The organism is Citrobacter sedlakii NBRC 105722 (genome assembly GCF_000759835.1).
GTDB lineage: Bacteria > Pseudomonadota > Gammaproteobacteria > Enterobacterales > Enterobacteriaceae > Citrobacter_A > Citrobacter_A sedlakii.
This window is the reverse complement of record NZ_BBNB01000001.1, coordinates 539786-565239: the sequence shown is the minus strand read 5'-3', so window position 1 is coordinate 565239 and position 25454 is coordinate 539786. Positions and strand designations below refer to the sequence as shown.

Below are 25454 nucleotides of genomic sequence, written 5' to 3'. Positions count from 1 at the left end.
GCCCATTGGCGGCAGGCGCTTCTGGCATCATTCTCGCTCATAAGCCCATCCAGGATCTGATGCGTGTCTGAAGAGAACGACGACAAAACAGAAGCCCCCACACCCCACCGACTGGAAAAAGCGCGGGAGGAAGGGCAAATCCCCCGATCCCGGGAGCTGACTTCTCTGCTGATTTTGTTAGTGGGGGTCTGCATTCTCTGGATTGGCGGCGCGTCGTTGGCAAGGCGCCTGTCGGGAATGCTGTCGGCGGGGCTGCGATTTGATCACAGCATGGTCAATGACCCCAATCTGATCCTCGGGCAAATCATCCTGTTAATAAAAGAAGCGATGATCGCGCTGCTGCCGCTTATCACCGGCGTGGTGCTGGTGGCGCTGATCTCGCCGGTGCTACTCGGCGGGCTGGTGTTCAGCGGCAAATCGCTACAGCCGAAATTTTCCAAACTTAACCCGCTGCCGGGCATTAAGCGTATGTTCTCCGCGCAGACCGGCGCGGAGTTGCTGAAGGCGATACTGAAATCGTCGCTGGTGGGCGGCGTGACAGCGCTTTATTTGTGGCATAAGTGGCCGGAGATGATGCGCCTGATGGCGGAATCGCCGATTACGGCGATGGGTAACGCGCTGGATCTCGTCGGACTCTGCGCATTGCTGGTGGTGCTCGGTGTGATCCCGATGGTCGCCTTTGACGTGATCTTTCAGATCTTCAGTCACCTGAAAAAGCTGCGCATGTCGCGTCAGGACATCCGCGATGAATTCAAACAGAACGAAGGCGACCCGCACGTGAAAGGGCGTATCCGTCAGATGCAGCGAGCGGCGGCGCGCCAGCGCATGATGAGCGACGTGCCCAAAGCGGATGTCATTGTCACCAACCCCACCCACTATTCGGTGGCGTTACAGTATGACGAAAACAAAATGAGCGCGCCGAAAGTGCTCGCCAAAGGGGCGGGACTGGTGGCGCTGCGCATTCGCGAGATTGGCGCTGAAAACAAAATCCCCACGCTTGAAGCGCCGCCGCTGGCGCGAGCGCTCTATCGCCATGCTGAAATTGGTCAGCAAATACCCGGTCAACTGTACGCCGCCGTGGCGGAAGTGCTGGCCTGGGTCTGGCAGCTTAAACGCTGGCGTCTTGCTGGCGGGGAACGTCCACCACAACCTGCAAATCTTCCGGTGCCTGAGTCACTGGATTTTATGAACGAGAAGACTACCGATGGCTAATCTGGTCGCGATGTTGCGCCTGCCCAACAACATGAAAACCACGCAATGGCAGATCCTTGCCGGGCCGATCCTCATCCTGTTAATTCTGTCTATGATGGTACTTCCGCTACCCGCGTTTATCCTCGACCTACTGTTTACCTTTAACATTGCGCTGTCGATCATGGTGTTACTGGTGGCGATGTTTACCCAGCGTACGCTGGAGTTCGCCGCCTTCCCGACCATCCTGCTGTTCACTACCTTACTGCGTCTGGCGCTGAACGTGGCGTCCACCCGTATCATTCTGATGGAAGGACACACCGGCGCGGCGGCGGCAGGGAAGGTGGTCGAAGCGTTCGGGCATTTCCTGGTGGGGGGCAATTTCGCCATTGGGATCGTGGTGTTCGTCATTCTGGTCATCATCAACTTTATGGTGATTACCAAGGGCGCCGGGCGTATCGCTGAGGTTGGCGCGCGCTTCGTGCTCGACGGCATGCCGGGTAAGCAGATGGCGATTGACGCCGACCTCAACGCCGGACTGATTGGCGAAGATGAAGCGAAAAAACGTCGCGCCGAAGTGACCCAGGAAGCGGACTTCTATGGTTCAATGGACGGGGCGAGTAAATTCGTTCGCGGCGATGCCATCGCCGGTATTTTGATCATGGTGATCAACGTGGTCGGCGGTCTGCTGGTCGGTGTGTTGCAGCATGGCATGAGCATGGGCGATGCGGCGGAAAGTTATACGTTGCTGACTATCGGTGACGGCCTGGTGGCGCAGATCCCGGCGCTGGTCATTTCGACCGCTGCGGGCGTGATCGTCACCCGCGTCAGTACCGATCAGGACGTGGGCGAGCAGATGGTGGGGCAGCTTTTCAGCAACCCCAGCGTCATGCTGCTCAGCGCAGGGGTTCTGGGCCTGCTCGGGCTGGTGCCGGGCATGCCAAACCTCGTTTTCCTGTTGTTTACGGCGGCGCTGTTGGGGCTGGCCTGGTGGATCCGTGGCCGGGAACAAAAGGCGCCCAGCGAGCCGCAGCCCGTAAAAATGCCGGAAAACAATTCGGTGGTGGAAGCGACGTGGAACGACGTCCAGCTTGAAGATTCGCTCGGTATGGAGGTGGGCTATCGCCTGATTCCGATGGTCGATTTCCAGCAGGATGGCGAGTTACTCGGGCGCATCCGCAGTATCCGCAAGAAATTCGCCCAGGACATGGGCTTCCTGCCGCCAGTGGTGCACATTCGTGACAATATGGATCTGCAACCGGCGCACTATCGTATTCTGATGAAAGGGGTGGAGATTGGCAGCGGCGACGCGTATCCGGGGCGCTGGCTGGCAATCAACCCGGGAACCGCGGCGGGTACGCTGCCAGGCGAGCAAACCGTGGATCCGGCGTTTGGCCTGGATGCAATCTGGATCGAAAGCGCGCTGAAAGAACAGGCGCAGATCCAGGGCTTTACGGTGGTGGAAGCCAGTACCGTTGTGGCGACGCACCTCAACCATTTGATCGGCAAATATGCCGCCGAACTGTTTGGCCGTCAGGAAGCGCAGCAGTTGTTGGATCGCGTCTCCCAGGAGATGCCGAAACTGACCGAAGATTTGGTCCCCGGCGTGGTCACCCTGACCACGCTGCATAAAGTGCTGCAGAATCTGCTGGATGAAAAAGTGCCGATCCGCGATATGCGCACCATTCTTGAAACGCTGGCGGAACATGCGCCGCTGCAAAATGATCCCCATGAACTTACCGCCGTGGTGCGCGTGGCGCTGGGGCGCGCAATTACACAGCAGTGGTTCCCCGGTAGCGATGAAGTCAGCGTTATTGGCCTGGATACGGCGCTCGAACGCTTGTTGTTGCAGGCGTTGCAGGGCGGCGGCGGTCTGGAGCCTGGGCTGGCCGATCGCCTGCTGGCGCAAACGCAAGAGGCGCTGTCTCGTCAGGAGATGCTTGGCGCGCCGCCAGTGCTGTTGGTCAACCATGCGCTGCGCCCATTGCTGTCGCGCTTTCTGCGTCGCAGTCTGCCGCAGCTGGTTGTCCTGTCGAACATGGAGCTTTCCGACAATCGTAACATTCGCATGACCGCAACCATTGGAGGTAAATAATGCGCAGACTTCTTTGGCTGTTGCTGTTCCCGCTGGCGGCGCAGGCCGCCGGGGAAGGCGCATGGCAGGCCAGCAGCATCGGCATTACCTTAAACCATCGCGGTGAATCCGCCTCCTCGGCGCCGCTTTCCGCTGGTCAGCCGGTGTCCGGGCTGATGACCCTGGTGGCCTGGCGTTATGAGCTGAATGGCCCGACGCCCGCCGGTTTGCGGGTGCGCTTATGCTCCCAGTCGCGCTGCGTCGAGCTTGATGGACAAAGTGGGACAACCACCGCTTTTAGCAACGTGCCCGCCGTGGAGCCGCTGCGTTTTATCTGGGAAGTGCCCGGTGGCGGCCGTCTGATTCCCGCCCTAAAAGTACAGCGCAATCAGGTAATTGTGAACTACCGCTAACGGTTATCTCCTCATCAGGCGGCAACGTAATTTGCTGCCTGACTCGCATTTTTGACCCCCTCTTTTGATTCAAAAGAAACGCTGTTTTATAAATCGGTGACACGCGTTGCCGGTCTCTTTGCGTTTTTGCCATTTCGCCAGGACAGGTGGCAAAAACGAAAAGGTATCCCGCCTGGTAAGCTTTTACTGTAGCCGTGTAAGTACTCCCTCTGGCGTAGCCACAGGTCGGAGTCCCCCAACTGATTGCAGGGTTAACGGCAATGAAAACACGTAAAATTGGATTGGCGAATTATTTAGCCTACGGTTCAGGCGATTTTTTAGGTGCAGGCACTACGGCGCTCACAGCCGCCTGGTTATTGTATTTTTATACGACGTTTTGCGGTCTTTCGCCCATAGAGGCGACGTTTATCTTTGCGGCGGCGAGGGTGCTGGACGCAGTCGTCAGCCCACTGATGGGCTTTCTGACGGACAACTTCGGCTCAACCTGGCTGGGTAAACGCTTTGGCCGCCGTAAATTCTTTATTTTGCTGGGGATCCCATGTGTCTTTAGCTACTCATTAATGTGGGTGGGGGATATGGGGTTCTGGTACTACCTGCTGACCTACCTGATTTTCGATATCGTCTACACCATGATCCTGGTGCCATATGAAACGCTGGTGCCGGAAATGACCGATGATTTCAAACAGAAAACCAAATTTTCCGGCGCGCGTATTTCCATGGCGCAGATGTCCGCGATCCTCGCTTCCTTCCTGCCGGGTATCCTGTTGACCGCGTTTGGCAAAGACAACCCCATCTCCTTTTTCTACGCTAGCCTGGTGTTCTCGGTGCTGTGCGCCCTGATGCTGACGTTCGTCTGGTTCTTCACCTGGGAGCGTCCGCGCGAGGAATGGACGGAAGCAGCGCTACGCGCGGAAGAAGAGAAAAAAAGCCTGACGTTCAGCCAGAGCATGCGCCGCCTGTTTGTTGAGCTGAGCTCTACGTTGCGGATTAAAATTTTCCGCCAGCATCTCGGCATGTATCTGGGCGGTTACATCGCGCAGGATGTTTTCAACGCGGTCTTTACCTATTACGTGGTGTTCGTCCTGATGCAGGAAGCGTCGATGGCGTCAAACCTGCTTGGCACCATGGCGATTTTCCAGTTTATCGCGGTTATCGGCATGATCCCGCTGTGCATCCGCTTCGGACCTGCGCCTTCTTACCGGATGGTGGTGGTGCTGTTTGGTCTTAGCTCACTCTCGTATGCCCTGCTGTATTACGCCGGATTAAGCGATATTTATTCCCTGTTGCTGCTGGTGTCCGCCATTGCTGGTCTGGGGCGTGGGGGGATTAACTATGTGCCGTGGAACACCTACACCTACATTGCCGATGTGGATGAAGTGATTACCGGTCAGCGTCGTGAAGGGATCTTCGCCGGGATCATGACCCTGACGCGCAAAGCCTCGCAGGCTGGAGCGGTCATGCTGGTGGGGATTGTCATGCAGACGTCTGGTTTCGTTTCCGGGCAAAGCACCCAGCCGGAGGCGGTCAGCCACACCATACTGTTAATCCTCAGCTGCGGTACGCTGCTAGTGCTGGCCTGCGGTTTCCTGGTCTCTCTGCGTTTTAAACTGAATTTGCAAACCCACAGCACGCTACGCGAAGAAACAGCGAAAATGCGTGAGTCGGGCCGGGCGATGCCGGAGAACATCACGCCGCAGGCGCGCGCCACCGTCGAGATGCTGTCGGGTCTGCCGTATGAATCACTTTGGGGTAACAACAATATTGGTTACCTGAATCGTAATAAACCTGCTGCACCCTCGCTCAAGCGGGCAGCAACGTTGAATTCGACTTATAACAGAGGTTAGAAATATGAAAGTTTGGCCCGTCAAACATAGCGCGTTACTACGACAGCCGGAGCGTTTTATCTCCCGGGAAGAGCTGAAGGGTTTGATTCAGACGGTGACGAACAATCTGGTCAACATCAAGGACGAGACTGGCCAATTCCTGCTACGCCTGGATGACGGACGTGTGATTGACACAAAAGGGTGGGCAGGATGGGAATGGACGCACGGCGTCGGTCTGTATGGAATGTATCAGTATTATCAGCAGACCGGTGATGAGTCGATGCGCGACATTATCGACAATTGGTTCGCCGACCGCTTTGCGGAAGGCGCCACCACCAAGAACGTAAACACCATGGCGCCGTTCTTAACGCTGGCGTATCGCTATGAGGAGACGCGTAATCCGGCGTACCTGCCCTGGCTGGACAGCTGGGCGGAATGGGCGATGAATGAAATGCCGCGTACCGACCATGGCGGAATGCAGCATATCACGCTGGCGGAAGAGAACCACCAGCAGATGTGGGACGATACGCTGATGATGACGGTGTTACCGCTGGCGAAAATTGGCAAGTTGCTCAACCGGCCGGAATATGTCGAAGAGGCAACCTATCAGTTCCTGCTACACGTGCAAAACCTGATGGACAGGGAAACCGGCCTGTGGTTCCACGGCTGGAATTATGACGGGCACCATAACTTTGCCAACGCCCGCTGGGCGCGCGGCAACAGCTGGTTGACCATTGTGATCCCGGATTTCCTGGAACTGGTCGATCTGCCGGAAAACAATGCGGTGCGTCGTTATCTGGTGCAGGTTCTGAAGGCGCAAATCGCCGCGCTGGCAAAATGCCAGGATGAAAGCGGACTGTGGCATACGTTGCTGGACGATCCGCAGTCCTACCTGGAAGCGTCTGCGACCGCGGGTTTTGCCTACGGCATACTGAAAGCGGTACGTAAACGTTATGTTGGCGCGGAATATGCCGGGGTTGCGGAAAAAGCCATTCGCGGCATTGTGCAGAATATCTCGCCGGAAGGGGAGTTGTTGCAGACCTCCTTCGGGACCGGAATGGGCAGCAATCTCGATTTCTATCGTGCGATCCCGCTCACCTCTATGCCGTATGGCCAGGCGATGGCGATGCTGTGCCTGACGGAATATCTGCGGAAATATTTCTGATTCAGAAGTAAAAACAAAACCCGGCGATAGCCGGGTTTATTCTGCTGGTAACCTTTTATTTTGCCAGCGTCATTCTCGTAAGGAATTACATCCGCTCTACGGTTTCGATACCCAGCGTATCGAGACCCAGCTTCAGGGTTTTAGCGGTCAGCAGCGCCAGTTTTAGTCGGCTGTTGCGCACATCGTCGTTCTCTGCGCTCAGAATCGGGCAATGTTCGTAGAAACCGGAGAACAGACCTGCGACATCATACAGATACGCGCACATGACGTGTGGCGTCCCTTCACGCGCGACAACGGTCAGCGTCTCTTCAAACTGCAACAGACGCGCGGCGAGCTGCGCTTCGCGATCTTCGCTAAGCACCACTCTCGCGCTGGCAAGGGCGCGCTCATCCAGACCAGATTTACGGAACACCGACAGTACGCGGGTATAGGCATACTGCATATACGGCGCAGTGTTACCCTCAAAGGCCAGCATGTTGTCCCAGTCAAAGATATAGTCGGTGGTGCGGTTCTTCGACAGATCGGCGTATTTCACCGCACCGATACCGACGGCGTTCGCCAGTTTTTCCAGCTCATCGGCGGGCATATCCGGGTTCTTTTCCGCCACCAGACGGCGGGCGCGCTCAAGCGCTTCATCCAACAGATCGGCCAGCTTGACGGTGCCGCCGGCGCGGGTTTTGAACGGCTTGCCGTCTTTACCCAACATCATGCCGAACATGTGGTGCTCCAGCGGGACGGAATCCGGAACGTAGCCCGCTTTACGGACGATAGTCCATGCCTGCATCAGATGCTGATGCTGACGGGAGTCGATGTAATACAGCACGCGGTCAGCATGCAGGGTCTCATAACGGTATTTGGCGCAGGCGATATCCGTGGTGGTGTACAAATAACCGCCATCTTTCTTCTGAATGATAACCCCCATCGGTTCGCCTTCCTTGTTTTTATACTCATCAAGGAATACCACGGTGGCGCCTTCGCTTTCGACGGCCAGACCTTTGGCTTTCAGATCGGCCACGATGCCCGGCAGCATGGGGTTGTACAGGCTTTCACCCATCACATCATCGCGGGTCAGCGTGACGTTCAGGCGATCGTAGGTGATCTGGTTCTGCGACATGGTGATGTCGACCAGCTTGCGCCACATTTGCAGGAAATAGTCGTCGCCGCCCTGCAGTTTTACCACGTAGCTGCGCGCGCGCTCGGCAAAGGCTTCATCTTCGTCGTAGTGTTTTTTGGCTTCGCGATAAAAACCTTCGAGGTCCGCCAGCGCCATTTCACCGGCGTTTTCCTGTTGCTGTTTTTCCAGATAAGCGATCAGCATCCCGAACTGAGTGCCCCAGTCGCCTACGTGGTTCGCACGAATCACATGATGACCAAGAAACTCAAGAGTACGCACCGCGGCGTCGCCGATGATGGTGGAACGCAGGTGGCCGACATGCATCTCTTTCGCGACATTTGGCGCGGAGTAATCGACCACCACGGTCTGTTTCTCCGGCTTCGCTACGCCGAGGCGATCTGAGGTCAGCGCTTGCTCCACGCTTTCAGCGAGAAACGCGGGGTCGAGGAAAATATTAATAAAGCCCGGGCCAGCGATTTCAACCTTACTGGCGATACCGCTGAGATCCAGATGAGTCAGCACCTGCTCGGCCAGTTGTCGCGGCGCCATGCCCAGTTTTTTCGCCACCGCCATCATGCCGTTGGCCTGATAGTCGCCGAACTGTACTTTTGCTGACTGACGAACCTGCGGTTCGCAATCCGCAGGCGCGCCTGCGGCAATCATGGCCTGACTGACTTTTTCTGAGAGAAGAGCCTGAATATTCACCTGAATACCTTACGTTGATGAAGCGGGTTGAAATTTACCGCCGCAGTTTAAGAATCAAGGGCGGGAGTATACTGCAAATGGCCCCTTGCGTCAGCACTGCGCGGCCTGAACAACGTGCAGAAAATAAGCGATAAAAGCGTGCATAACCATGCATTCGGCAAATCCCGCAATCTGCGGTTGGTTGTGTCGGACCAACAGAGTAAATTAGCGGCTTTGAAACCTGTTAAGAGCTGACATTATGGCGAACTGGCAAACCCTCGACGAACTGCATGATATTTCCGCCGACCTCCCGCGATTCACGCGGGCGTTCACGGAACTTTCCACTCGCCTCGGTCTGGATATTACGTCGCTTGATGCCGACCATATCTCTTTGCGTTGTCATCAAAACGCCACTGCGGAACGCTGGCGGCGAGGCTTTGAACAATGCGGCAAACTGTTGTCGGAAAATATCATCAATGGCCGACCGATTTGTCTGTTTAAACTGGATGAGCCCGTCTGCGTCGCGCACTGGGCATTTAGCGTTGTTGAGCTGCCCTGGCCGGGCGATAAGCGCTATCCCCACGAAGGATGGGAGCATATCGAAATCGTTTTGCCGGGAGAGCCGGATACCCTGAACGCGCGTGCGTTGGCGCTGCTCGCCGATGACGGACTGAGCCAGCCGGGGATTGTCGTTAAAACCAGTTCGCCGAAAGGCGCGCATGAGCGTCTACCGAATCCGACTCTGGCGGTTACCGACGGTCACGTCACCGTTAAATTCCACCCGTGGTCAATTGAAGCGATCGTGGCAAGCGAACAGCAGGAGTGACAATGGCATTACTTGAGATCTGTTGTTACAGCATGGAATGCGCGCGCATCGCGCAGCAAAACGGCGCGGATCGTATTGAGCTTTGCGCCGCGCCGAAAGAAGGGGGCTTAACGCCTTCGCTGGGCGTGCTGAGTACGGTTCGCCAACAGGTGACGATCCCTGTTCATCCTATCATCCGTCCGCGCGGCGGCGATTTTTGTTATTCCGCAGGGGAGTTCGCCGCCATGCTTGAAGACGTGCGACAGGTGAGGGAGATGGGATTCCCGGGGCTGGTGATCGGTGTGCTGGATGCGGACGGCCACGTCGACATGCCGCGTATGCAGCAAATTATGCAGGCGGCAGGGCCGCTGGCCGTGACATTTCATCGCGCCTTCGACATGTGTGCTAATCCATTAAAAGCACTTAACAATCTCGCGGAACTGGGCGTCGCCAGAGTGCTGACTTCGGGACAAAAATCAGATGCGGCGCAAGGTTTATCAATAATTTTGGAACTTATTGCCCACGCCGATGTTCCAATCATTATGGCCGGAGCAGGGGTTCGTGCAGCAAATCTGCAGCGTTTCCTTGATGCCGGGGTACGGGAAGTACACAGCTCAGCCGGAACGACACAGCCCTCGCCGATGCGTTATCGCAACCCAGGGTTGTCAATGTCAGCCGATAAGCAGGCGGACGAATACTCCCGCTATGTGGTTGACGGCGCCGCGGTTGCTGAAATGAAAGGAATCATTGCTCGCCATCAGGCCAAATGATTTTTACCGTTGCATCATGTCGCCCAATATGATGCTTGCTCGTACCAGGCCCCTGCCATTAACAGGGGCCTTTTTTTCTCCTGCATATTTCAGGCTGCCGCTGCGTTGGCCGCCTTGCTGCAACCTGAACTATTTTGGCGAAAACGAGCTACGAGTAGGCCGGGTAAGGCGTAGTCGCCACCCGGCAAAATACTACGGCTTCGTGGCAATCAACACCGCACGCATCGGCGCCGGATAGCCTTCCACGGTTTTGCTGTGGTCGGTTGGGTCGAGGAACTGCTCCAGCGATTCGGTGATCATCCAGTCGGTGCGGCGCTGCTCTTCTGTGGTGGTGACGCAGACGTCAGCGATGCGCACGTCGACAAAACCACACTTCTCTAACCAGTTTTTCAACGCCAGCGCAGACGGAATAAAGTAGACGTTGCGCATCTGCGCGTAGCGATCGCCCGGTACCAGCACGGTGTTCTCGTCACCGTCGACCACCAGCGTTTCCAGCACCAGTTCACCGTCTTTCACCAGCTGATCTTTTAACTGCCAGAGATGCTCCAGCGGCGAGCGGCGATGATACAGCACGCCCATGGAAAAGACGGTATCGAAGGCGTTAAGCGCGGGCAACTGTTCAATACCGAGCGGCAGCAGGTGGGCGCGCTGATCGTTGCCCAGCAGTTTACGAACCGCTTCGAACTGGCACAGGAACAGCTGCGTCGGGTCAATGCCGACTGCCAGATGCGCGCCTGCGCCAATCATGCGCCACATGTGATAACCGCTGCCGCAGCCCACGTCGAGAATAGTCCGCCCGGTCAGGTCGGACAGGTGCGGCAGAACGCGATCCCATTTCCAGTCTGAACGCCACTCGGTGTCAATGTTCACGCCATACAAAGAGAATGGACCTTTGCGCCATGGCATCAGGTTGCGCAGCAGGGTATCGATACGCTTGAGCTGGCCCGGGGTAAGCGGTGTTTCGCTTTCTGCCGTAACGCTGTGCAGCAGATCCAGCCTGTCAGGCGTCAGGGCCGGAAGAAACGCCACCGCGTTGGCCCATTGCTTATACAGGCCGTGCTGTTCGCGCTGCCAGGCGGCAATCTGCGCGGGCAAGGTTTCCAGCCAGTGGGAAAGCGCGTTTTTGGCAATCAGTTGATAAAAGTTACCAAAGTCGATCATGCCGGAACCTCAGCTTTCAGCGCCACCAGGGAACCAAAGTTAAAGCACTGGAACCAGAGTTCACTGTGTTCGAAACCCGCCTGGCGCAGACGCGCCTTATGGGTTTCGACCGAGTCGGTGAGCATCACGTTTTCCAGCATGCTGCGCTTCTGGCTGATCTCCAGCTCGCTGTAGCCATTCGCGCGCTTAAAGTCATGGTGCATGTTAAACAGCAACTCGCCGACTTTCGCATCTTCGAAGCTGAATTTTTCCGACAGCACCAGCGCGCCGCCCGGCATCAGCCCCTGGTAAATCTTATCCAACAACGCCTGGCGCTCAACTGGCGCAAGGAATTGCAGGGTAAAATTCAGCACCACCATTGAGGCATTTTCGATGGCGATGGTGCGGATGTCGCCCTCCACCACGTCCACAGGCGTCGGCGCTTTATACGCGTCAATATGACGGCGACAGCGTTCAATCATTGCCGGAGAGTTGTCGACGGCGATGATTTTGCAATTTTGATGTTGAATATTACGCCGCACAGAGAGCGTCGCCGCGCCAAGAGAGCAGCCCAGGTCGTAAACCTGCGTGTCAGGCTGCACAAAACGTTCGGCGAGCATGCCAATCATCGAAATGATATTGGAATAGCCGGGAACGGAGCGCTGGATCATATCCGGGAAGACTTCAGCTACCCGTTCATCAAAGGTCCAGTCGCCCAGACTGGCGATTGGCGCAGAAAAAAGCGTGTCGCGGTGAGACATAACGTAAAAATCCGGGAAAAATAAAGGGGCGTATTGTGCGCTAATGCAGGGAGAAAACCAACTCCCACGGCATATACCACAGGTTCGCCAGCACCATTAGCAACAGCGCGCACCAGGTGGCGCTCATGCCTGACCGACGCCAGCGGAACAGCCGCTGATGGAAACCGTAGTAATGCATCAGCCGACCGGCAAGCAGAATGATGCCGCACAGGTGCACCATCCACGTTTCTGCGCCGTTCATTTCCATAAACAGCAGGAGCACCATCGCGATCGGAATATATTCTACCGCATTGCCATGGATACGAATGGCGCTCTGCAGTTCGCTAAAACCACCGTCGCCATAGGCAACGCGATACTGCATTCGCAGACGGACGACATCAAATGAAAACTTAATCAACAGCAACGCACCTAGTACGGCATATAGCGCGCTTACCATACAATGTCCCTTTTTGGCAGATGGCACGCCCTTATGATAGGGGGCAATTTCAGAAAAGAGAAGATTGCTGTGGGATGGAGGGTGCTGATCCGATCACTGGCAACACCGCGCGCAAATCTTCCCACAGGGTGTCGACCAGCTCCGGCGCCTGCGCGATATCCGGGGTGTGCAAAAAAAGATACGGCGTAGTGGTTTGCTCCCAGCGTGGCAGCTTCGTCAGCCAGTCGGCGAAAAACGATTGATTCTGCGCCATATCATCGCTGCCGATGAATCTCACCATCGGAGTGTTTGCCGTCACCAGCGCATGAACCGGCACTTTCGGCTTCTTGCGTTGGGCGTCGCGTATGGCTTCGGTGTGTGGGCGCGCCGCGTGAACCGGTCGGCTGTCGAGAATAACCCGGTTAACGCCGCGCTGATGCAGACCGCTGTTCAGCAACTGTTCCGCGTCGCCTTTGGCGAAAAATTCCGGATGACGAACCTCGACGCCGTAAGTGAAGCCCTTTGGCAGCGCGTCGAGAAACGACCAGAGGGCAGGAAGGTCCTGCGGGCCAAAGGTCGCGGGAAGCTGCAGCCAGTACTGCCCGATGCGCGTCTCCAGCGGGGACAGGCGGCTAAAAAACGCATGCGCCAGATCATCACAGTGGCGAAGAGCCGCCTGATGCGAAATGGTCGCCGGAAACTTAAAGCAGAAGCGAAAATCATCCGTGGTTTGCGCGTACCAGCGTTCGACAATCTCCGCCCTGGGAAGCGCGTACAGGGTGGTATTGCCCTCCACGCAATTAAAGTGGCGGGCATACTCTTCCAGACCGTTGATCCCCAGCCGCACCCACTTGGGGTGCGACCATTGCGGCAGGCCGATGTATATCATAAGGCGCGAACGATCTCGTCCACGCTACGCACACGGGCGATACGCGGGAAGATGTGGGTCATGCTGCCCTGATGCTGTTCGGCGCTGGCCGCGCTGCAGGCGTCTTCGGCGATGATCAGGCTGAAACCCAGTTCCCACGCGTTGCGGGCGGTTGATTCTACGCCGATATTGGTGGAGATACCGCACAGCACGACAGTGTCGATACCCCGACGGCGCAGTTGCAGTTCAAGGTCGGTCCCGTAAAAAGCGCCCCACTGGCGTTTGGTCACTTCCAGATCGCTTTCGGCTTTACCCAGCGCCTGCGGGTACGTCCACCAGTTTTCCGGCAGCGGGTGCGCGGGCGCCACGGCGTCAACGGGCTGTTTAAGCGCTTCGGCATAATCGTCGGACCAGCCAACGCGAACCATCACCACCGGCGAACCGTTGGCGCGAAACGCCTCCGCCAGGCGGGCAGCGCGCGTCACGACGTCAGTGGCGGAATGCGGGCCGCCAGCGAAGGGTAAAATCCCTTCCTGCAGGTCAATGACCACCAGGGCGGTGGTTTTTGCGTTCAGTTGCAGCATGATAACTCCCGTCGAAATTCAAAATTCCGTTACACCTTAATCGCGATTGCCCGTGTGACGGACGACAATTTTTGTTATTTTTTGTGAGAATACGCAATACCCGCGTACGAAACACGCGTACAGTCTGTAGCGGACTTATCGTCAGGCGGAATTTCCAGTATAATAGCCGCCTTTTTTCATCCAGTTGTGACATACAGTTAAAGCTGCGACAAAACAGCCTGCGGCTTATTAAGGGATATCTCATGCGTACAGAATATTGCGGACAGCTCCGTCAGTCCCACGTGGGGCAGCAGGTGACTCTGTGTGGTTGGGTCAACCGTCGTCGTGATCTTGGCAGCCTGATCTTTATCGATATGCGCGATCGTGAAGGCATCGTGCAGGTCTTTTTCGACCCGGATCGTGCGGACGCATTAAAGCTGGCCTCTGAACTGCGTAATGAGTTCTGCATTCAGGTGACGGGCACCGTGCGTGCGCGTGACGAGAAAAACGTCAACAGCGAGATGGCCACCGGCGAAATTGAAGTGCTGGCCTCCGATCTGACTATCATCAACCGCGCAGAATCGCTGCCGCTTGATTCAAACCACGTCAACACAGAAGAAGCGCGTCTGAAGTACCGTTATCTGGATCTGCGCCGTCCGGAAATGGCGCAGCGTCTGAAGACCCGCGCGAAAATCACCAGTCTGGTGCGCCGCTTTATGGACGATCACGGCTTCCTCGACATTGAGACGCCGATGCTGACCAAAGCCACGCCGGAAGGCGCGCGCGACTACCTGGTCCCGTCCCGCGTGCATAAAGGCAAATTCTACGCGCTGCCGCAGTCGCCACAGCTGTTTAAGCAGTTGCTGATGATGTCCGGCTTTGACCGCTATTACCAGATCGTGAAATGCTTCCGCGACGAAGACCTGCGCGCTGACCGTCAGCCGGAATTTACCCAGATCGATGTGGAAACCTCCTTCATGACCGCCGAACAGGTGCGTGAAGTGATGGAAGCATTGGTACGTAGCCTGTGGCTGGACGTGAAAGGCGTGGATCTGGGCGATTTCCCCATTATGACCTTTGCGGAAGCCGAGCGCCGTTACGGTTCCGACAAGCCGGATCTGCGCAACCCGATGGAGCTGGTGGACGTTGCCGATCTGCTGAAGTCCGTCGAATTCGCGGTATTCTCCGGCCCGGCGAACGATCCGAAAGGGCGCGTAGCCGCGCTGCGCGTACCCGGCGGCGCGGCGCTGAGCCGTAAGCAGATCGACGACTACGGTAACTTCATCAAGATCTACGGCGCAAAAGGTCTGGCCTACATTAAGGTCAATGAGCGCGCGAAGGGACTTGAAGGCATCAACAGCCCGGTCGCGAAATTCCTCAACGCGGAAATTGTTGACGCGATCCTCGAGCGCACAGCCGCTCAGGATGGCGATATGATCTTCTTCGGCGCGGACAACAAGAAAGTGGTGGCCGATGCGCTGGGCGCGCTGCGTCTGAAGCTGGGTAAAGATCTGAATCTCACCGACGAAAGCAAGTGGGCGCCGCTGTGGGTGATCGACTTCCCGATGTTTGAAGACGACGGTGAAGGCGGTCTGACCGCAATGCACCACCCGTTCACCTCGCCGAAAGACATGTCCGCCGCTGAGCTAAAAGCCGCGCCGGAAAATGCGGTCGCCAATGCCTACGACATGGTCATTAACGGTTACGAAGTGGGCGGCGGTTCCGTACGTATTCATAACGGCGAAATGCAGCAGACCGTGTTTGGCATTCTGGGGATTAACGAACAGGAACAGCGTGAGAAGTTCGGCTTCCTGCTGGATGCGCTGAAATACGGCACGCCGCCACATGCGGGTCTGGCATTTGGTCTGGATCGTTTGACCATGCTGCTGACCGGTACCGATAATATTCGTGACGTTATTGCCTTCCCTAAAACGACCGCCGCAGCCTGTCTGATGACCGAAGCGCCGAGCTTCGCGAACCCGGCAGCGCTGGCTGAGCTGGGTATCGACGTGGTCAAAAAGGCTGAGAAAAACTGATATGGCATACAAACAGCCTGTCTCGGTGTTAGTCGTAATCTATGCAAAAGACACCGGGAAAGTGCTGATGTTGCAGCGACGCGACGACCCGGATTTCTGGCAGTCGGTAACCGGAAGCCTTGAAGACGGTGAAACCGCGTCGCAAGCCGCCGTGCGTGAAGTAAAGGAAGAGGTCGCCATTGACGTTGCCGCTGAGCAACTGACCTTAATCGACTGTCAGCGCACGGTGGAGTTTGAGATTTTTTCACATTTACGTCATCGCTATGCGCCGGGCGTGGCGCGCAATACAGAATCCTGGTTCTGCCTTGCGTTGCCGCATGAGCGGCAGATTGTGTTCACCGAACACCTGACCTACCAGTGGCTTGATGCGCCCGCGGCGGCGGCGCTCACCAAGTCGTGGAGCAACCGGCAGGCGATTGAAGAATTTGTAATTAACATCGCCTGAAAAGGCATGCTTTTTGAGGAAATATTTATGGCAGGTCATAGTAAATGGGCCAACACCAGACATCGTAAAGCGGCGCAGGATGCTAAGCGCGGTAAAATCTTCACCAAAATCATTCGTGAACTGGTGACGGCTGCCAAACTGGGCGGTGGCGATCCGGACGCTAACCCGCGTCTGCGCGCAGCGGTTGATAAAGCGCTGTCCAATAACATGACCCGTGACACCCTGAACCGCGCGATTGCCCGCGGTGTGGGCGGTGATGATGATGCCAACATGGAAACCATCATCTATGAAGGTTACGGTCCTGGCGGTACGGCAATCATGGTGGAATGCCTGTCTGACAACCGTAACCGTACTGTTGCGGAAGTGCGTCATGCGTTCAGCAAATGCGGCGGTAACCTGGGTACCGACGGTTCCGTGGCCTATCTGTTCAGCAAAAAAGGCGTGATCTCCTTTGAGCAGGGCGATGAAGACACCATTATGGAAGCGGCGCTGGAAGCGGGTGCGGAAGATGTGGTGACCTTCGACGACGGCGCGATTGACGTCTACACCGCGTGGGAAGATATGGGTAAAGTGCGTGACGCGCTGGAAGCCGCGGGTCTGAAAGCGGACAGCGCGGAAGTGTCTATGATCCCGTCAACCAAAGCGGACATGGATGCGGAAACCGCGCCAAAACTGCTGCGTCTGATCGACATGCTTGAAGATTGTGACGACGTGCAGGAAGTTTACCACAACGGTGAAATCTCTGATGAGGTTGCAGCTACCTTAGAATGATGTGGCTTAATCCCGTTACCACCGGAGGCGCGTGATGTCCATCATACTGGGTATTGACCCGGGCTCTCGCGTGACCGGCTATGGCGTAATTCGTCAGGTCGGCAGACAGCTGACCTATCTCGGTAGCGGCTGCATCCGTACGAAAGTGGACGACCTTCCGTCGCGCCTGAAGCTGATATACGCGGGCGTGACGGAAATCATCACCCAGTTTCAGCCAGACTACTTCGCTATTGAACAGGTGTTTATGGCGAAGAATGCGGACTCCGCGCTCAAGCTGGGGCAGGCGCGCGGCGTGGCGATTGTCGCAGCGGTCAACCAAGCGCTGCCGGTATTTGAGTATGCGGCGCGCCAGGTGAAGCAGACCGTGGTGGGCATCGGTAGCGCTGAAAAAAGCCAGGTGCAGCATATGGTGCGCACCTTGCTGAAACTCCCGGCCAATCCACAGGCCGATGCGGCGGATGCGCTGGCAATTGCCATCACTCACTGCCACGTCAGTCAGAATGCGATGCAAATGAGCGAGTCGCGTCTCAATCTTGCGCGAGGTCGCTTGCGATAATGACAAATGAGGCTGGATATCTATCCAGCCTTTTTTTATGATACAGCTTTATTTTTCGGCCCCAACGCAGGAGCGTAATGTGATAGGCAGACTCAGAGGCATTATTCTGGAAAAACAACCCCCGCTGGTGTTGCTTGAAGTGGGCGGCGTCGGTTACGAAGTGCATATGCCGATGACCTGTTTTTATGAGCTCCCGGAATCCGGAAAAGAAGCGACGGTCTTTACCCATTTTGTGGTGCGCGAAGACGCGCAACTGCTGTACGGTTTCAACAACAAGCAAGAGCGTACTCTGTTCAAAGAGTTGATTAAAACCAACGGCGTGGGGCCAAAACTGGCGCTGGCAATTCTCTCCGGGATGTCCGCACAGCAGTTCGTTAACGCCGTCGAGCGTGAAGATCCCGCCGCGCTGGTGAAGCTGCCCGGCATTGGCAAAAAAACCGCCGAACGCCTGATCGTCGAAATGAAGGACCGTTTCAAAGGTCTGCACGGCGATCTGTTTACCCCTGCGGCCGATCTGGTGCTGACCTCTCCGGCCAGCCCGGCGGTGGAAGACGCCGAGCAGGAAGCGGTTGCGGCGCTGGTGGCGCTGGGCTATAAACCTCAGGAAGCCAGCCGTATGGTGAGTAAAGTCGCTCGCCCGGACGCCAGCAGTGAAACACTGATCCGCGAAGCCCTGCGCGCCGCGTTATGAGGTAAAGGATGATAGAAGCAGATCGCCTGATTTCGGCAGGCGCCACCATTGCAGAAGAGGTGGCCGATCGTGCCATTCGCCCGAAATTACTGGATGAATATATTGGTCAACCGCAGGTGCGTTCGCAAATGGAGATATTTATCCAGGCGGCGAAACTGCGCGGCGACGCGCTTGACCATCTGCTGATTTTTGGACCGCCGGGGCTTGGCAAAACCACGCTTGCGAATATCGTGGCGAATGAAATGGGCGTGAACCTGCGTACCACATCAGGCCCGGTGTTGGAGAAAGCCGGTGACCTGGCGGCGATGCTCACCAATCTGGAACCGCATGACGTGCTGTTTATCGATGAGATCCATCGACTGTCGCCGGTGGTGGAAGAGGTGCTGTACCCGGCGATGGAAGACTATCAGCTGGACATTATGATCGGTGAAGGACCTGCAGCGCGCTCTATCAAAATCGATTTACCGCCGTTTACGCTGATTGGCGCGACGACCCGCGCCGGATCGTTGACTTCGCCGCTGCGCGACCGCTTTGGTATCGTCCAGCGCCTTGAGTTTTATCAGGTGCCCGATCTTCAGCATATTGTGGGCCGCAGCGCTCGCTTTATGGGGCTTGAGATGAGCGATGACGGGGCGCTGGAAGTCGCGCGACGCGCGCGCGGTACGCCGCGTATTGCCAACCGCTTGCTCAGACGCGTCCGTGATTTCGCCGAAGTGAAGCATGATGGCACGATTTCAGCGGATATTGCCGCCCAGGCGCTGGACATGCTGAATGTCGATGCGGAAGGGTTTGATTATATGGACCGCAAGCTGTTGCTGGCGGTGATTGATAAGTTCTTTGGCGGTCCGGTCGGGCTCGATAACCTGGCGGCGGCAATCGGTGAAGAGCGCGAAACCATTGAAGATGTGCTGGAGCCGTATTTAATTCAGCAGGGCTTTTTGCAACGTACGCCACGCGGAAGAATGGCGACGGTGCGGGCCTGGAACCATTTTGGTATCACCCCGCCGGAAATGCCTTAAATCTGCTGAGTGACGCCTGATGGCGTCACCCTTATCAGGTGTGCGGTGTTTTCCCTGAAGATGGCGGGAGCTTACTGCGCCCGTTGTCGCCCCCCGGTCAGGGGTTCTCATCCCCCCGGAATGTGCATATGCGAAAAAAAAGCCCATACTTTCGTACGGGCTCTTTCTCAAATATGGCGGTGAGGGGGGGATTGACTCGCTTCGCTCGCCCTGCGGGCAGCCCGTTCGCTGCGCGTCCGGTCTGTCCAACGGGCTGCGCCCGTTGTCGACCCCGGTCGGGGGTTCTCATCCCCCCGGAATGTGCATATGCGAAAAAAAGCCCATACTTTCGTACGGGCTCTTTCTCAAATATGGCGGTGAGGGGGGGATTCGAACCCCCGATACGTTGCCGTATACACACTTTCCAGGCGTGCTCCTTCAGCCACTCGGACACCTCACCAAATTGTCGCTCCGCGTTACCGGAACGGGCGCTAATTTAGGGAAATACCGCGCCTGCGTCAATCAACTTTTCGCAAAAACCGTGCGTTTACACAAACTTCCACCAACATGCAGCTTAATTGAGCGGAAACTGCTTTTTTTGCCAGCGTCCGGGAATTTGCTATGCTGAACATCCTTTTGAAAACGATGATAATAAGTGCGCCCGATGCCGCACAACAACCCGCAGGAGTCAGTATGGATATCATTTTTTATCACCCTACGTTTGATACCCCCTGGTGGATCACCGCACTGGAAAACGCTATCCCAAACGCAAAAGTGAGGGCATGGAAACCGGGCGATAACGATCCGGCGGACTACGCCCTGGTCTGGCATCCGCCTGTCGAAATGCTTGAAGGTCGCAGACTGAAGGCGGTATTTGCACTCGGAGCGGGAGTGGACTCAATACTCAGCAAACTCAAAGCCCATCCCAACATGCTTGACCCGGCAATCCCGCTATTTCGCCTGGAAGATACCGGAATGGGCCTGCAAATGCAGGAATATGCGGTCAGTCAGGTGCTGCACTGGTTCCGACGTTTTGACGATTACCAGGCGCTAAAAAATCAGCGCCAGTGGCAACCGCTACCGGAATACAGCCGCGAGGAATTTACCGTCGGCATCATGGGGGCAGGCGTGCTGGGGGCGAAAGTCGCCGAAAGCCTGCAGGTCTGGGGATTTCCGCTACGCTGCTGGAGCCGCAGCCGCAAATCCTGGCCAGGCGTGGAGAGCTTTGCCGGAACAGAAGAGCTTGGCGCGTTTCTCAGCCAGACGCGCGTGTTAATCAACCTGTTGCCCAATACCGCAGAAACGGTCGGCATTATTAATGGCGAACTGCTGGATCAATTGCAGGACGGCGCTTATGTACTTAACCTCGCGCGGGGCGTGCATGTCAATGAAGACGATTTGTTAGACGCGCTGAACCGCGAAAAATTGAAAGGCGCCATGCTCGATGTGTTCAGTCGTGAACCGCTACCTGCCGATAGCCCGCTATGGGCGCATCCCCGGGTGGCAATGACGCCGCATGTGGCTGCAGTGACACGTCCGGCGGAAGCCGTCGCGTATATCTCGCGCACTATTCAGCACCTCGAAAATGGCGAAGCGGTCAGCGGACAGGTCGATCGCACGCGAGGTTATTAACGCCAGCCCGGCTTGCGCCGGGTTAACGCTAATAAACGTGGGCGATTCCTGCTATCCTTGTCGAAAAATGACTACAGGAGAGAGACATGTATCCCGTTGACCTGCATATGCATACCGTTGCCAGCACCCATGCCTACAGTACCCTCAGTGATTATATCGCGCAGGCGAAACGCCAGGGGCTGAAGCTGTTTGCGATCACCGATCATGGCCCGGATATGGCGGATGCGCCGCACCACTGGCATTTTATCAACATGCGTATCTGGCCGCGGCTGGTGGATGGGGTAGGGATCCTGCGAGGCATTGAAGCGAATATCAAGAATGTCGACGGTGAAATTGACTGCACCGGCCCCATGCTCACTTCACTGGATCTGATCATCGCCGGGTTTCATGAGCCGGTTTTTGCGCCACATGATGAAGCCACGCATACCCAGGCAATGATCAACACCATGGCCAGCGGTGTGGTGCATATCATTAGTCACCCGGGTAACCCAAAATATCCGGTCGATATCACCGCCATCGCCAAAGCCGCGGCAAAGTATCAGGTGGCGCTGGAAATTAACAACTCCTCCTTCCTGCACTCCCGGAAGGGCAGCGAAGCCAACTGTCGCGCCGTGGCTGCTGCGGTACGCGATGCCGGAGGTTGGGTTGCGCTGGGTTCCGATTCCCATACCGCTTTTACCATGGGCGACTTCGGTGAGTGCCGTAAGATCCTGGATGATGTGGGCTTCCCTGAAGAGCGCATTTTAAACGTGACGCCGAGACGGTTGCTGAATTTCCTTGAGACCCGCGGAATGGCGCCCATTCCAGAGTTTGCAGACCTTTAATTACCACTGACTGGACGAATTTGATGAACGAGTTTTCTATCCTGTGCCGCGTGCTGGGATCGTTGTATTACCGCCAACCCCAGGATCCGTTGCTGGTTCCGCTTTTTACCCTTATTCGCGAGGGCAAGCTGTCGGCTAACTGGCCGCTTGAGCAGGACGAACTGTTAAGCCGTTTGCAGAAGAGTTGCGACATGTCGCAGCTGGCGGCGGATTATAACGCGCTGTTTGTCGGCTCGGAGTGTTCGGTGCCGCCATACCGTAGCGCATGGGTAGAAGGGGCAACGGAAGCGGAAGTGCGCGCATTTTTGTCTGCGCGCGGGATGCCGCTTGCTGATACGCCCGCCGATCATATTGGAACTCTGCTGCTGGCGGCCTCATGGCTGGAAGATCAATCAGCGGAAGATGAAAGCGAAGCGCTGGAAACCTTGTTCGCTGATTATATCCTGCCGTGGTGCGGCACTTTTCTGGGGAAAGTGGAAGCCCATGCGGCTACCCCGTTTTGGCGGACAATGGCGCCCCTTACCCGTGACGCTATCGGTGCGATGTGGGATGAATTAGAGGAAGAGTCTGACGAGTAATGTGATCTAAATCACTTTGGTTTTGTAACGTACGAATCTTGTTGCATGATTTGTGTGCGCGATCTCATTCATCATGTCGTTTTCTGCTATGATGCGCGGCATGAACATACTTCTCTGTATTGCAATTACGACGGGCATCCTCTCCGGGATTTGGGGATGGGTGGCCGTTTCTCTTGGTTTACTGAGCTGGGCCGGTTTTTTGGGCTGTACAGCCTATTTTGCCTGCCCGCAGGGCGGACTGAAAGGCCTCGTTATCTCGGCCTCAACGCTGTTAAGCGGGGTGGTGTGGGCGTTGGTCATTATTCACGGCAGCGCACTGACGCCGCATCTTGAGATCGTTGGCTACGTCATGACTGGCGTCGTGGCGTTTCTGATGTGCATCCAGGCGAGGCAGGTGCTGTTGTCGTTTGTGCCGGGAACCTTTATTGGCGCTTGCGCCACGTTTGCCGGACAGGGCGACTGGCGACTGGTATTGCCCTCGCTGGCGGTGGGGCTGCTGTTTGGCTTCGCGATGAAAAACAGTGGATTGTGGCTGGCTTCGCGCCGCGAAAGGCAGAATGTGCAAACGGTCATCAGTAAATGAGCAGCGCCTGATGGCGCTGCGCTGTCATCCGACAGTGAAATGTTCATCATGACTCTGGCGGTACCGACATATGTCGATATTTCACCAGAATATCATTCTGCCTCTCCGCTTTATTCTGCAAATCCCAAAGCCCACGGTCGATGCCATCGTTTATCAGGAAAATGACGCCGGTCTCTATAGCTGACATCAGACACAGCATCACCGGTTCATTGGAGGTATAGCCGATTTCGCCCTCCAGCAACCGCTGATAGTCAATGAAGCGGAATACGCCCGCCTGGACTTCATAAGACAAAATCGTCTTGCTGGTATTAACAGAGGAGAGGATCTCGCCGGTGCTGACGTTAACCACCCGCAGATTCACGGCAATCTGATCCAACTGATACTGCGTATCGGCGCCAATACCAAAATAGCGCGCCCCCGCGCCGCCCGACTTTACGTTACTCTCATAGCCGATAATCGAACCTTCAACCATAATATTCGCGGCGGTTAACGACTGAAGCGGGATCCGGTTATTGATCGCGACGGTACCGTTTTCCTGTGCGGCGCGAATGATCTTGCGTTCGTTAAGCAGATTCTGCAGCCCCTGGCGCTCAAGCGGGATAAACCAGCGGGAATCCTTTAAGGCCGTTACCAGCATTGCAGTGGCGCTCTGGGGGACCGCGGTGGAAAAGTTACTGGCCGGGTAGGGTTTAAACTGACCGGTTTCATCCTGAATGTTATAGACCGAGACGTAGATTTTGCCGGTGGGCGCAGGTAAATGCGTTAAGTCCTTATAGCTCTGCGCACGGGGCATTAATGTCGGCTTCGCCGCTTCTTTTGGCGGCGCGGTTAAACACCCGCTGAGCAATGTCACGGCGATCAAAATTATTAAGCGCTGCATGATGAATTCCTTACGCGGCTAATGCCTAGAAGTCGGTGGATTGCGACTGTAAACCTGACACTTCGATGGTCGAGGTTTTGCCTGTTTTTCGGTCCGTGACGTTTAGCTGCAATTGCCCATCCCGGTTGGCGATATCCACAATAAAATCGTTGGTCACCATTCTTCCGGGCTTACCGGTATTGATATTGGTAAGTAAGCCACCTAAAATTTGCGACTGAATTGCCTGCGTGAAATTATCCAGCGCGGACGGCGTTTCTATTCCGAAATCATCATCATAACTTGGGTCTTTGTATGAATTCTGCGCCTGTGCGCTGTTCAGTAAAAAAGAACCGTTATTAGGGTTTCCACCAAAATTGGGATTACGGAATTGAAATGTCATATTTCCGGCCCAACTTAAGGGTGAAATAAGCATGAATGCAACTACTGCATGTTTGACAGACATGACAGCCTCCGGACAAGAAAGTTATTTAGAATTCATCGTGTGTTAAATCGCTGGTGCTCAATAGCGTTTTATCTATTTGCCGACGGTTTAACGCTTCTTCCGTTTGCGCAAGGGCAAAGACCACCGTTTTTTCAAAATCTCTTTTCGTTGGAAATAAAAAAATATGAAAAATAACGTCCTGATTAACCGTTATGGTGATCCAGCTTCCCCAGCGCGCGCTGGGACGCTCGTTAATGGTTAAATTGCCTGTATACTCGCTTTCCCATTTTTCGCTGAATGCGCGATAAAAATCGTGCCCGACAGACGAAACGGTATGGTCCGTGATCAGGCCGGGCACTTCCACTTCAACAGCCTGTAGGTTCGCGTTAGCAAGCAAAAGGTGTGCGATAATCAGCCAGGTTATTGCGCGTTTCATGGGCTATCGCCTGAGGTTATCGTTTGCCCACGACACCGCCTGAGTCCGGTTTTTAACAGCTATCTTTTTGAAAAGATTATAAAGATGCGTTTTCACCGTGTTTTCACTGATGAACAATGAGCGGGCGATTTCGATATTAGAAGCGCCAATTCGTAGCTTGTTGAGGATCTCTTTTTCACGATGCGTTAGCAGCGTTGACTCGGTACCGTTATAGCGGTAATGACCGGAATGGGTAATGAGGTAACTGGCCAGTTTCTGCGAAAAATAGCATTCGCCCCGCAGAATACACTGCAGACCGTGCACCACGCGTTCTTGATCGTCGGAGACGTAAAACACACCGTTAATATGCGGCCAGCTTTCGATATCCCGGAAAGGATATTCGTCAGGCGTGTTTAATAAGAGCGTTTTTATCGCGTTGTTTTTCCTGCTTAAATTATCCTGCCAATAGTGAATAAGCTTCTTATCCGCTTCCATCATATCCACTAACACAATACCGTTAGACGAAATATCTTCCAGAGAACGCTGTATATTATGCAGTTTCCCGTTTATCGCCAGCGACTGCTTTAAATGTTGCAATAAAGCTGTTGCCTGCAGGGAAGGTTTGGTTATTAACAATAATGTAGGACTATGAATACTATGGACTTCATTAAACATGATGAAACCCCACTTTTATTAGTCGCACATCTGACAGCTGCCTGATAAAAATTGAAGGCACCAGAAGTACTGACAGATGTTGCACTGCTGTGTGTAGAAAAAGAGTAGAATCAGCCCGAATGGGACAAAATAGTAATACCAATGAATGACTGCTGGATTTCAATCT

At 55.5% G+C, this 25454-nt stretch carries 27 protein-coding genes and 1 tRNA gene; 17 read left to right on the top strand and 11 right to left on the bottom strand.

The window, feature by feature from the left end; translation table 11 throughout:
* Positions 1 to 63 precede the first annotated feature (63 nt).
* The 5 genes from flhB to bglB all read left to right on the top strand — a co-directional run bounded on the left by flhB (position 64) and on the right by bglB (position 6663).
* A complete protein-coding gene (gene flhB, locus CSE01S_RS02710) occupies positions 64 to 1212 on the top strand; it encodes a flagellar biosynthesis protein FlhB (protein WP_042283896.1) in 1149 nt (382 codons plus the stop codon).
* Positions 1205 to 3283, top strand: a complete 2079-nt coding sequence (gene flhA, locus CSE01S_RS02705) for a flagellar biosynthesis protein FlhA (protein ID WP_042283893.1) — start codon at positions 1205 to 1207, stop codon at positions 3281 to 3283. The genes flhB and flhA overlap by 8 nt, the downstream gene beginning before the upstream one ends.
* On the top strand, positions 3283 to 3675 hold the full coding sequence (gene flhE, locus CSE01S_RS02700; protein WP_042283891.1) for a flagellar protein FlhE: 393 nt from the start codon (positions 3283 to 3285) through the stop codon (positions 3673 to 3675). Before flhA ends, flhE begins: the two co-directional genes overlap by 1 nt.
* 260 nt (positions 3676 to 3935) lie before the next feature.
* On the top strand, positions 3936 to 5519 hold the full coding sequence (locus CSE01S_RS02695) for an MFS transporter (RefSeq protein WP_042283888.1): 1584 nt from the start codon (positions 3936 to 3938) through the stop codon (positions 5517 to 5519).
* A gap of 4 nt (positions 5520 to 5523) precedes the next feature.
* Positions 5524 to 6663, top strand: a complete 1140-nt coding sequence (bglB, locus tag CSE01S_RS02690; protein ID WP_042283885.1) for a beta-galactosidase BglB — start codon at positions 5524 to 5526, stop codon at positions 6661 to 6663.
* Between the two features lie 85 nt (positions 6664 to 6748).
* Here bglB and argS read toward each other — a convergent pair whose 3' ends face one another.
* Positions 6749 to 8482 carry an arginine--tRNA ligase gene (gene argS, locus CSE01S_RS02685; RefSeq protein WP_042283881.1) on the bottom strand — a complete coding sequence of 578 codons (1734 nt, stop codon included), beginning with the start codon at positions 8480 to 8482 and terminating at the stop codon, positions 6749 to 6751.
* 238 nt (positions 8483 to 8720) lie between these two features.
* Between argS and CSE01S_RS02680 the strand changes: the two genes are divergently transcribed.
* Both CSE01S_RS02680 and cutC read left to right on the top strand, forming a co-directional pair.
* Complete coding sequence (locus CSE01S_RS02680) at positions 8721 to 9287, top strand: VOC family protein (RefSeq protein WP_042283878.1); 567 nt, start codon at positions 8721 to 8723, stop codon at positions 9285 to 9287.
* 2 nt (positions 9288 to 9289) lie between these two features.
* Positions 9290 to 10036, top strand: coding sequence for a copper homeostasis protein CutC (cutC, locus tag CSE01S_RS02675; RefSeq protein ID WP_042283875.1), 747 nt, complete (start codon positions 9290 to 9292; stop codon positions 10034 to 10036).
* A 192-nt stretch (positions 10037 to 10228) separates the two neighbouring features.
* Here cutC and cmoB read toward each other — a convergent pair whose 3' ends face one another.
* From cmoB to CSE01S_RS02650, 5 genes are read right to left on the bottom strand one after another with little or no spacing between them, the layout of a single operon-like run.
* The gene (gene cmoB, locus CSE01S_RS02670) at positions 10229 to 11197 is read right to left on the bottom strand and encodes a tRNA 5-methoxyuridine(34)/uridine 5-oxyacetic acid(34) synthase CmoB (protein WP_042283873.1); all 969 of its coding nucleotides are present in this window, start codon (positions 11195 to 11197) and stop codon (positions 10229 to 10231) included.
* The gene (gene cmoA, locus CSE01S_RS02665; protein WP_042283870.1) at positions 11194 to 11937 is read right to left on the bottom strand and encodes a carboxy-S-adenosyl-L-methionine synthase CmoA; all 744 of its coding nucleotides are present in this window, start codon (positions 11935 to 11937) and stop codon (positions 11194 to 11196) included. Before cmoA ends, cmoB begins: the two co-directional genes overlap by 4 nt.
* A gap of 40 nt (positions 11938 to 11977) precedes the next feature.
* Positions 11978 to 12373, bottom strand: coding sequence for an MAPEG family protein (locus CSE01S_RS02660; protein ID WP_042283868.1), 396 nt, complete (start codon positions 12371 to 12373; stop codon positions 11978 to 11980).
* 49 nt (positions 12374 to 12422) lie between these two features.
* Positions 12423 to 13241, bottom strand: a complete 819-nt coding sequence (locus tag CSE01S_RS02655; RefSeq protein WP_042283866.1) for a DUF72 domain-containing protein — start codon at positions 13239 to 13241, stop codon at positions 12423 to 12425.
* Positions 13238 to 13804 carry a hydrolase gene (locus tag CSE01S_RS02650; protein WP_042283864.1) on the bottom strand — a complete coding sequence of 189 codons (567 nt, stop codon included), beginning with the start codon at positions 13802 to 13804 and terminating at the stop codon, positions 13238 to 13240. Before CSE01S_RS02650 ends, CSE01S_RS02655 begins: the two co-directional genes overlap by 4 nt.
* A gap of 242 nt (positions 13805 to 14046) precedes the next feature.
* On the opposite strand from CSE01S_RS02650, the gene aspS reads away from it, so the two are divergent.
* From aspS to ruvB, 6 genes are all read left to right on the top strand, one after another.
* Positions 14047 to 15819 (top strand): aspartate--tRNA ligase, encoded by a 1773-nt coding sequence (aspS, locus tag CSE01S_RS02645; protein ID WP_042283861.1) that lies wholly within the window; start codon positions 14047 to 14049, stop codon positions 15817 to 15819.
* 1 nt (position 15820) lies between these two features.
* The gene (nudB, locus tag CSE01S_RS23010; protein ID WP_042283858.1) at positions 15821 to 16264 is read left to right on the top strand and encodes a dihydroneopterin triphosphate diphosphatase; all 444 of its coding nucleotides are present in this window, start codon (positions 15821 to 15823) and stop codon (positions 16262 to 16264) included.
* Positions 16265 to 16291: 27 nt separating this feature from the next.
* The gene (locus CSE01S_RS23005) at positions 16292 to 17035 is read left to right on the top strand and encodes a YebC/PmpR family DNA-binding transcriptional regulator (protein WP_042283855.1); all 744 of its coding nucleotides are present in this window, start codon (positions 16292 to 16294) and stop codon (positions 17033 to 17035) included.
* A gap of 34 nt (positions 17036 to 17069) precedes the next feature.
* Positions 17070 to 17591 (top strand): crossover junction endodeoxyribonuclease RuvC, encoded by a 522-nt coding sequence (gene ruvC / locus CSE01S_RS02630; RefSeq protein WP_042283852.1) that lies wholly within the window; start codon positions 17070 to 17072, stop codon positions 17589 to 17591.
* 79 nt (positions 17592 to 17670) lie between these two features.
* Positions 17671 to 18282 (top strand): Holliday junction branch migration protein RuvA, encoded by a 612-nt coding sequence (ruvA, locus tag CSE01S_RS02625; RefSeq protein ID WP_042284736.1) that lies wholly within the window; start codon positions 17671 to 17673, stop codon positions 18280 to 18282.
* Between the two features lie 8 nt (positions 18283 to 18290).
* Entirely contained in the window at positions 18291 to 19301 is a 1011-nt protein-coding gene (ruvB, locus tag CSE01S_RS02620; RefSeq protein ID WP_042283850.1) for a Holliday junction branch migration DNA helicase RuvB, read from the top strand.
* Between the two features lie 351 nt (positions 19302 to 19652).
* Here ruvB and CSE01S_RS02610 read toward each other — a convergent pair.
* Positions 19653 to 19740, bottom strand: a tRNA-Ser gene (locus CSE01S_RS02610).
* Positions 19741 to 19973: 233 nt separating this feature from the next.
* Here CSE01S_RS02610 and ghrA point away from each other — a divergent pair.
* The 4 genes from ghrA (at position 19974) to CSE01S_RS02585 (ending at position 22897) form a co-directional block, all read left to right on the top strand.
* Positions 19974 to 20912, top strand: a complete 939-nt coding sequence (ghrA, locus tag CSE01S_RS02600; protein ID WP_042283841.1) for a glyoxylate/hydroxypyruvate reductase GhrA — start codon at positions 19974 to 19976, stop codon at positions 20910 to 20912.
* A gap of 86 nt (positions 20913 to 20998) precedes the next feature.
* Positions 20999 to 21736 carry a phosphatase gene (locus CSE01S_RS02595; RefSeq protein WP_042283839.1) on the top strand — a complete coding sequence of 246 codons (738 nt, stop codon included), beginning with the start codon at positions 20999 to 21001 and terminating at the stop codon, positions 21734 to 21736.
* Positions 21737 to 21759: 23 nt separating this feature from the next.
* Positions 21760 to 22314, top strand: coding sequence for a TorD/DmsD family molecular chaperone (locus CSE01S_RS02590; protein WP_042283836.1), 555 nt, complete (start codon positions 21760 to 21762; stop codon positions 22312 to 22314).
* A 100-nt stretch (positions 22315 to 22414) separates the two neighbouring features.
* Positions 22415 to 22897, top strand: a complete 483-nt coding sequence (locus CSE01S_RS02585) for a DUF1097 domain-containing protein (protein ID WP_131729058.1) — start codon at positions 22415 to 22417, stop codon at positions 22895 to 22897.
* Positions 22898 to 22943: 46 nt separating this feature from the next.
* On the opposite strand, the gene csgG is transcribed toward CSE01S_RS02585, so the two are convergent.
* The 4 genes from csgG to csgD are packed head-to-tail and all read right to left on the bottom strand — an operon-like array spanning position 22944 to position 25288.
* Positions 22944 to 23777, bottom strand: coding sequence for a curli production assembly/transport protein CsgG (csgG, locus tag CSE01S_RS02580; RefSeq protein ID WP_042283829.1), 834 nt, complete (start codon positions 23775 to 23777; stop codon positions 22944 to 22946).
* Positions 23778 to 23802: 25 nt separating this feature from the next.
* A complete protein-coding gene (gene csgF, locus CSE01S_RS02575) occupies positions 23803 to 24219 on the bottom strand; it encodes a curli production assembly/transport protein CsgF (protein ID WP_042283826.1) in 417 nt (138 codons plus the stop codon).
* Between the two features lie 25 nt (positions 24220 to 24244).
* Positions 24245 to 24634 carry a curli production assembly/transport protein CsgE gene (csgE, locus tag CSE01S_RS02570; protein WP_042283824.1) on the bottom strand — a complete coding sequence of 130 codons (390 nt, stop codon included), beginning with the start codon at positions 24632 to 24634 and terminating at the stop codon, positions 24245 to 24247.
* A 3-nt stretch (positions 24635 to 24637) separates the two neighbouring features.
* The gene (gene csgD / locus CSE01S_RS02565) at positions 24638 to 25288 is read right to left on the bottom strand and encodes a biofilm master transcriptional regulator CsgD (protein ID WP_042283821.1); all 651 of its coding nucleotides are present in this window, start codon (positions 25286 to 25288) and stop codon (positions 24638 to 24640) included.
* Positions 25289 to 25454 lie beyond the last annotated feature (166 nt).

What these genes read in the sequence shown, in the direction of transcription:
- flhA (WP_042283893.1), top strand. Translation starts at nt 1,205, where the DNA reads ATGGCTAATCTGGTCGCGATGTTGCGCCTGCCCAACAACATGAAAACC.
- flhE (WP_042283891.1), top strand. Translation starts at nt 3,283, where the DNA reads ATGCGCAGACTTCTTTGGCTGTTGCTGTTCCCGCTGGCGGCGCAGGCC.
- CSE01S_RS02695 (WP_042283888.1), top strand. Translation starts at nt 3,936, where the DNA reads ATGAAAACACGTAAAATTGGATTGGCGAATTATTTAGCCTACGGTTCA.
- bglB (WP_042283885.1), top strand. Translation starts at nt 5,524, where the DNA reads ATGAAAGTTTGGCCCGTCAAACATAGCGCGTTACTACGACAGCCGGAG.
- CSE01S_RS02680 (WP_042283878.1), top strand. Translation starts at nt 8,721, where the DNA reads ATGGCGAACTGGCAAACCCTCGACGAACTGCATGATATTTCCGCCGAC.
- cutC (WP_042283875.1), top strand. Translation starts at nt 9,290, where the DNA reads ATGGCATTACTTGAGATCTGTTGTTACAGCATGGAATGCGCGCGCATC.
- cmoB (WP_042283873.1), bottom strand. Translation starts at nt 11,197, where the DNA reads ATGATCGACTTTGGTAACTTTTATCAACTGATTGCCAAAAACGCGCTT.
- cmoA (WP_042283870.1), bottom strand. Translation starts at nt 11,937, where the DNA reads ATGTCTCACCGCGACACGCTTTTTTCTGCGCCAATCGCCAGTCTGGGC.
- CSE01S_RS02660 (WP_042283868.1), bottom strand. Translation starts at nt 12,373, where the DNA reads ATGGTAAGCGCGCTATATGCCGTACTAGGTGCGTTGCTGTTGATTAAG.
- CSE01S_RS02655 (WP_042283866.1), bottom strand. Translation starts at nt 13,241, where the DNA reads ATGATATACATCGGCCTGCCGCAATGGTCGCACCCCAAGTGGGTGCGG.
- CSE01S_RS02650 (WP_042283864.1), bottom strand. Translation starts at nt 13,804, where the DNA reads ATGCTGCAACTGAACGCAAAAACCACCGCCCTGGTGGTCATTGACCTG.
- aspS (WP_042283861.1), top strand. Translation starts at nt 14,047, where the DNA reads ATGCGTACAGAATATTGCGGACAGCTCCGTCAGTCCCACGTGGGGCAG.
- nudB (WP_042283858.1), top strand. Translation starts at nt 15,821, where the DNA reads ATGGCATACAAACAGCCTGTCTCGGTGTTAGTCGTAATCTATGCAAAA.
- CSE01S_RS23005 (WP_042283855.1), top strand. Translation starts at nt 16,292, where the DNA reads ATGGCAGGTCATAGTAAATGGGCCAACACCAGACATCGTAAAGCGGCG.
- ruvC (WP_042283852.1), top strand. Translation starts at nt 17,070, where the DNA reads ATGTCCATCATACTGGGTATTGACCCGGGCTCTCGCGTGACCGGCTAT.
- ruvB (WP_042283850.1), top strand. Translation starts at nt 18,291, where the DNA reads ATGATAGAAGCAGATCGCCTGATTTCGGCAGGCGCCACCATTGCAGAA.
- ghrA (WP_042283841.1), top strand. Translation starts at nt 19,974, where the DNA reads ATGGATATCATTTTTTATCACCCTACGTTTGATACCCCCTGGTGGATC.
- CSE01S_RS02595 (WP_042283839.1), top strand. Translation starts at nt 20,999, where the DNA reads ATGTATCCCGTTGACCTGCATATGCATACCGTTGCCAGCACCCATGCC.
- CSE01S_RS02590 (WP_042283836.1), top strand. Translation starts at nt 21,760, where the DNA reads ATGAACGAGTTTTCTATCCTGTGCCGCGTGCTGGGATCGTTGTATTAC.
- CSE01S_RS02585 (WP_131729058.1), top strand. Translation starts at nt 22,415, where the DNA reads ATGAACATACTTCTCTGTATTGCAATTACGACGGGCATCCTCTCCGGG.
- csgG (WP_042283829.1), bottom strand. Translation starts at nt 23,777, where the DNA reads ATGCAGCGCTTAATAATTTTGATCGCCGTGACATTGCTCAGCGGGTGT.
- csgF (WP_042283826.1), bottom strand. Translation starts at nt 24,219, where the DNA reads ATGTCTGTCAAACATGCAGTAGTTGCATTCATGCTTATTTCACCCTTA.
- csgE (WP_042283824.1), bottom strand. Translation starts at nt 24,634, where the DNA reads ATGAAACGCGCAATAACCTGGCTGATTATCGCACACCTTTTGCTTGCT.
- csgD (WP_042283821.1), bottom strand. Translation starts at nt 25,288, where the DNA reads ATGTTTAATGAAGTCCATAGTATTCATAGTCCTACATTATTGTTAATA.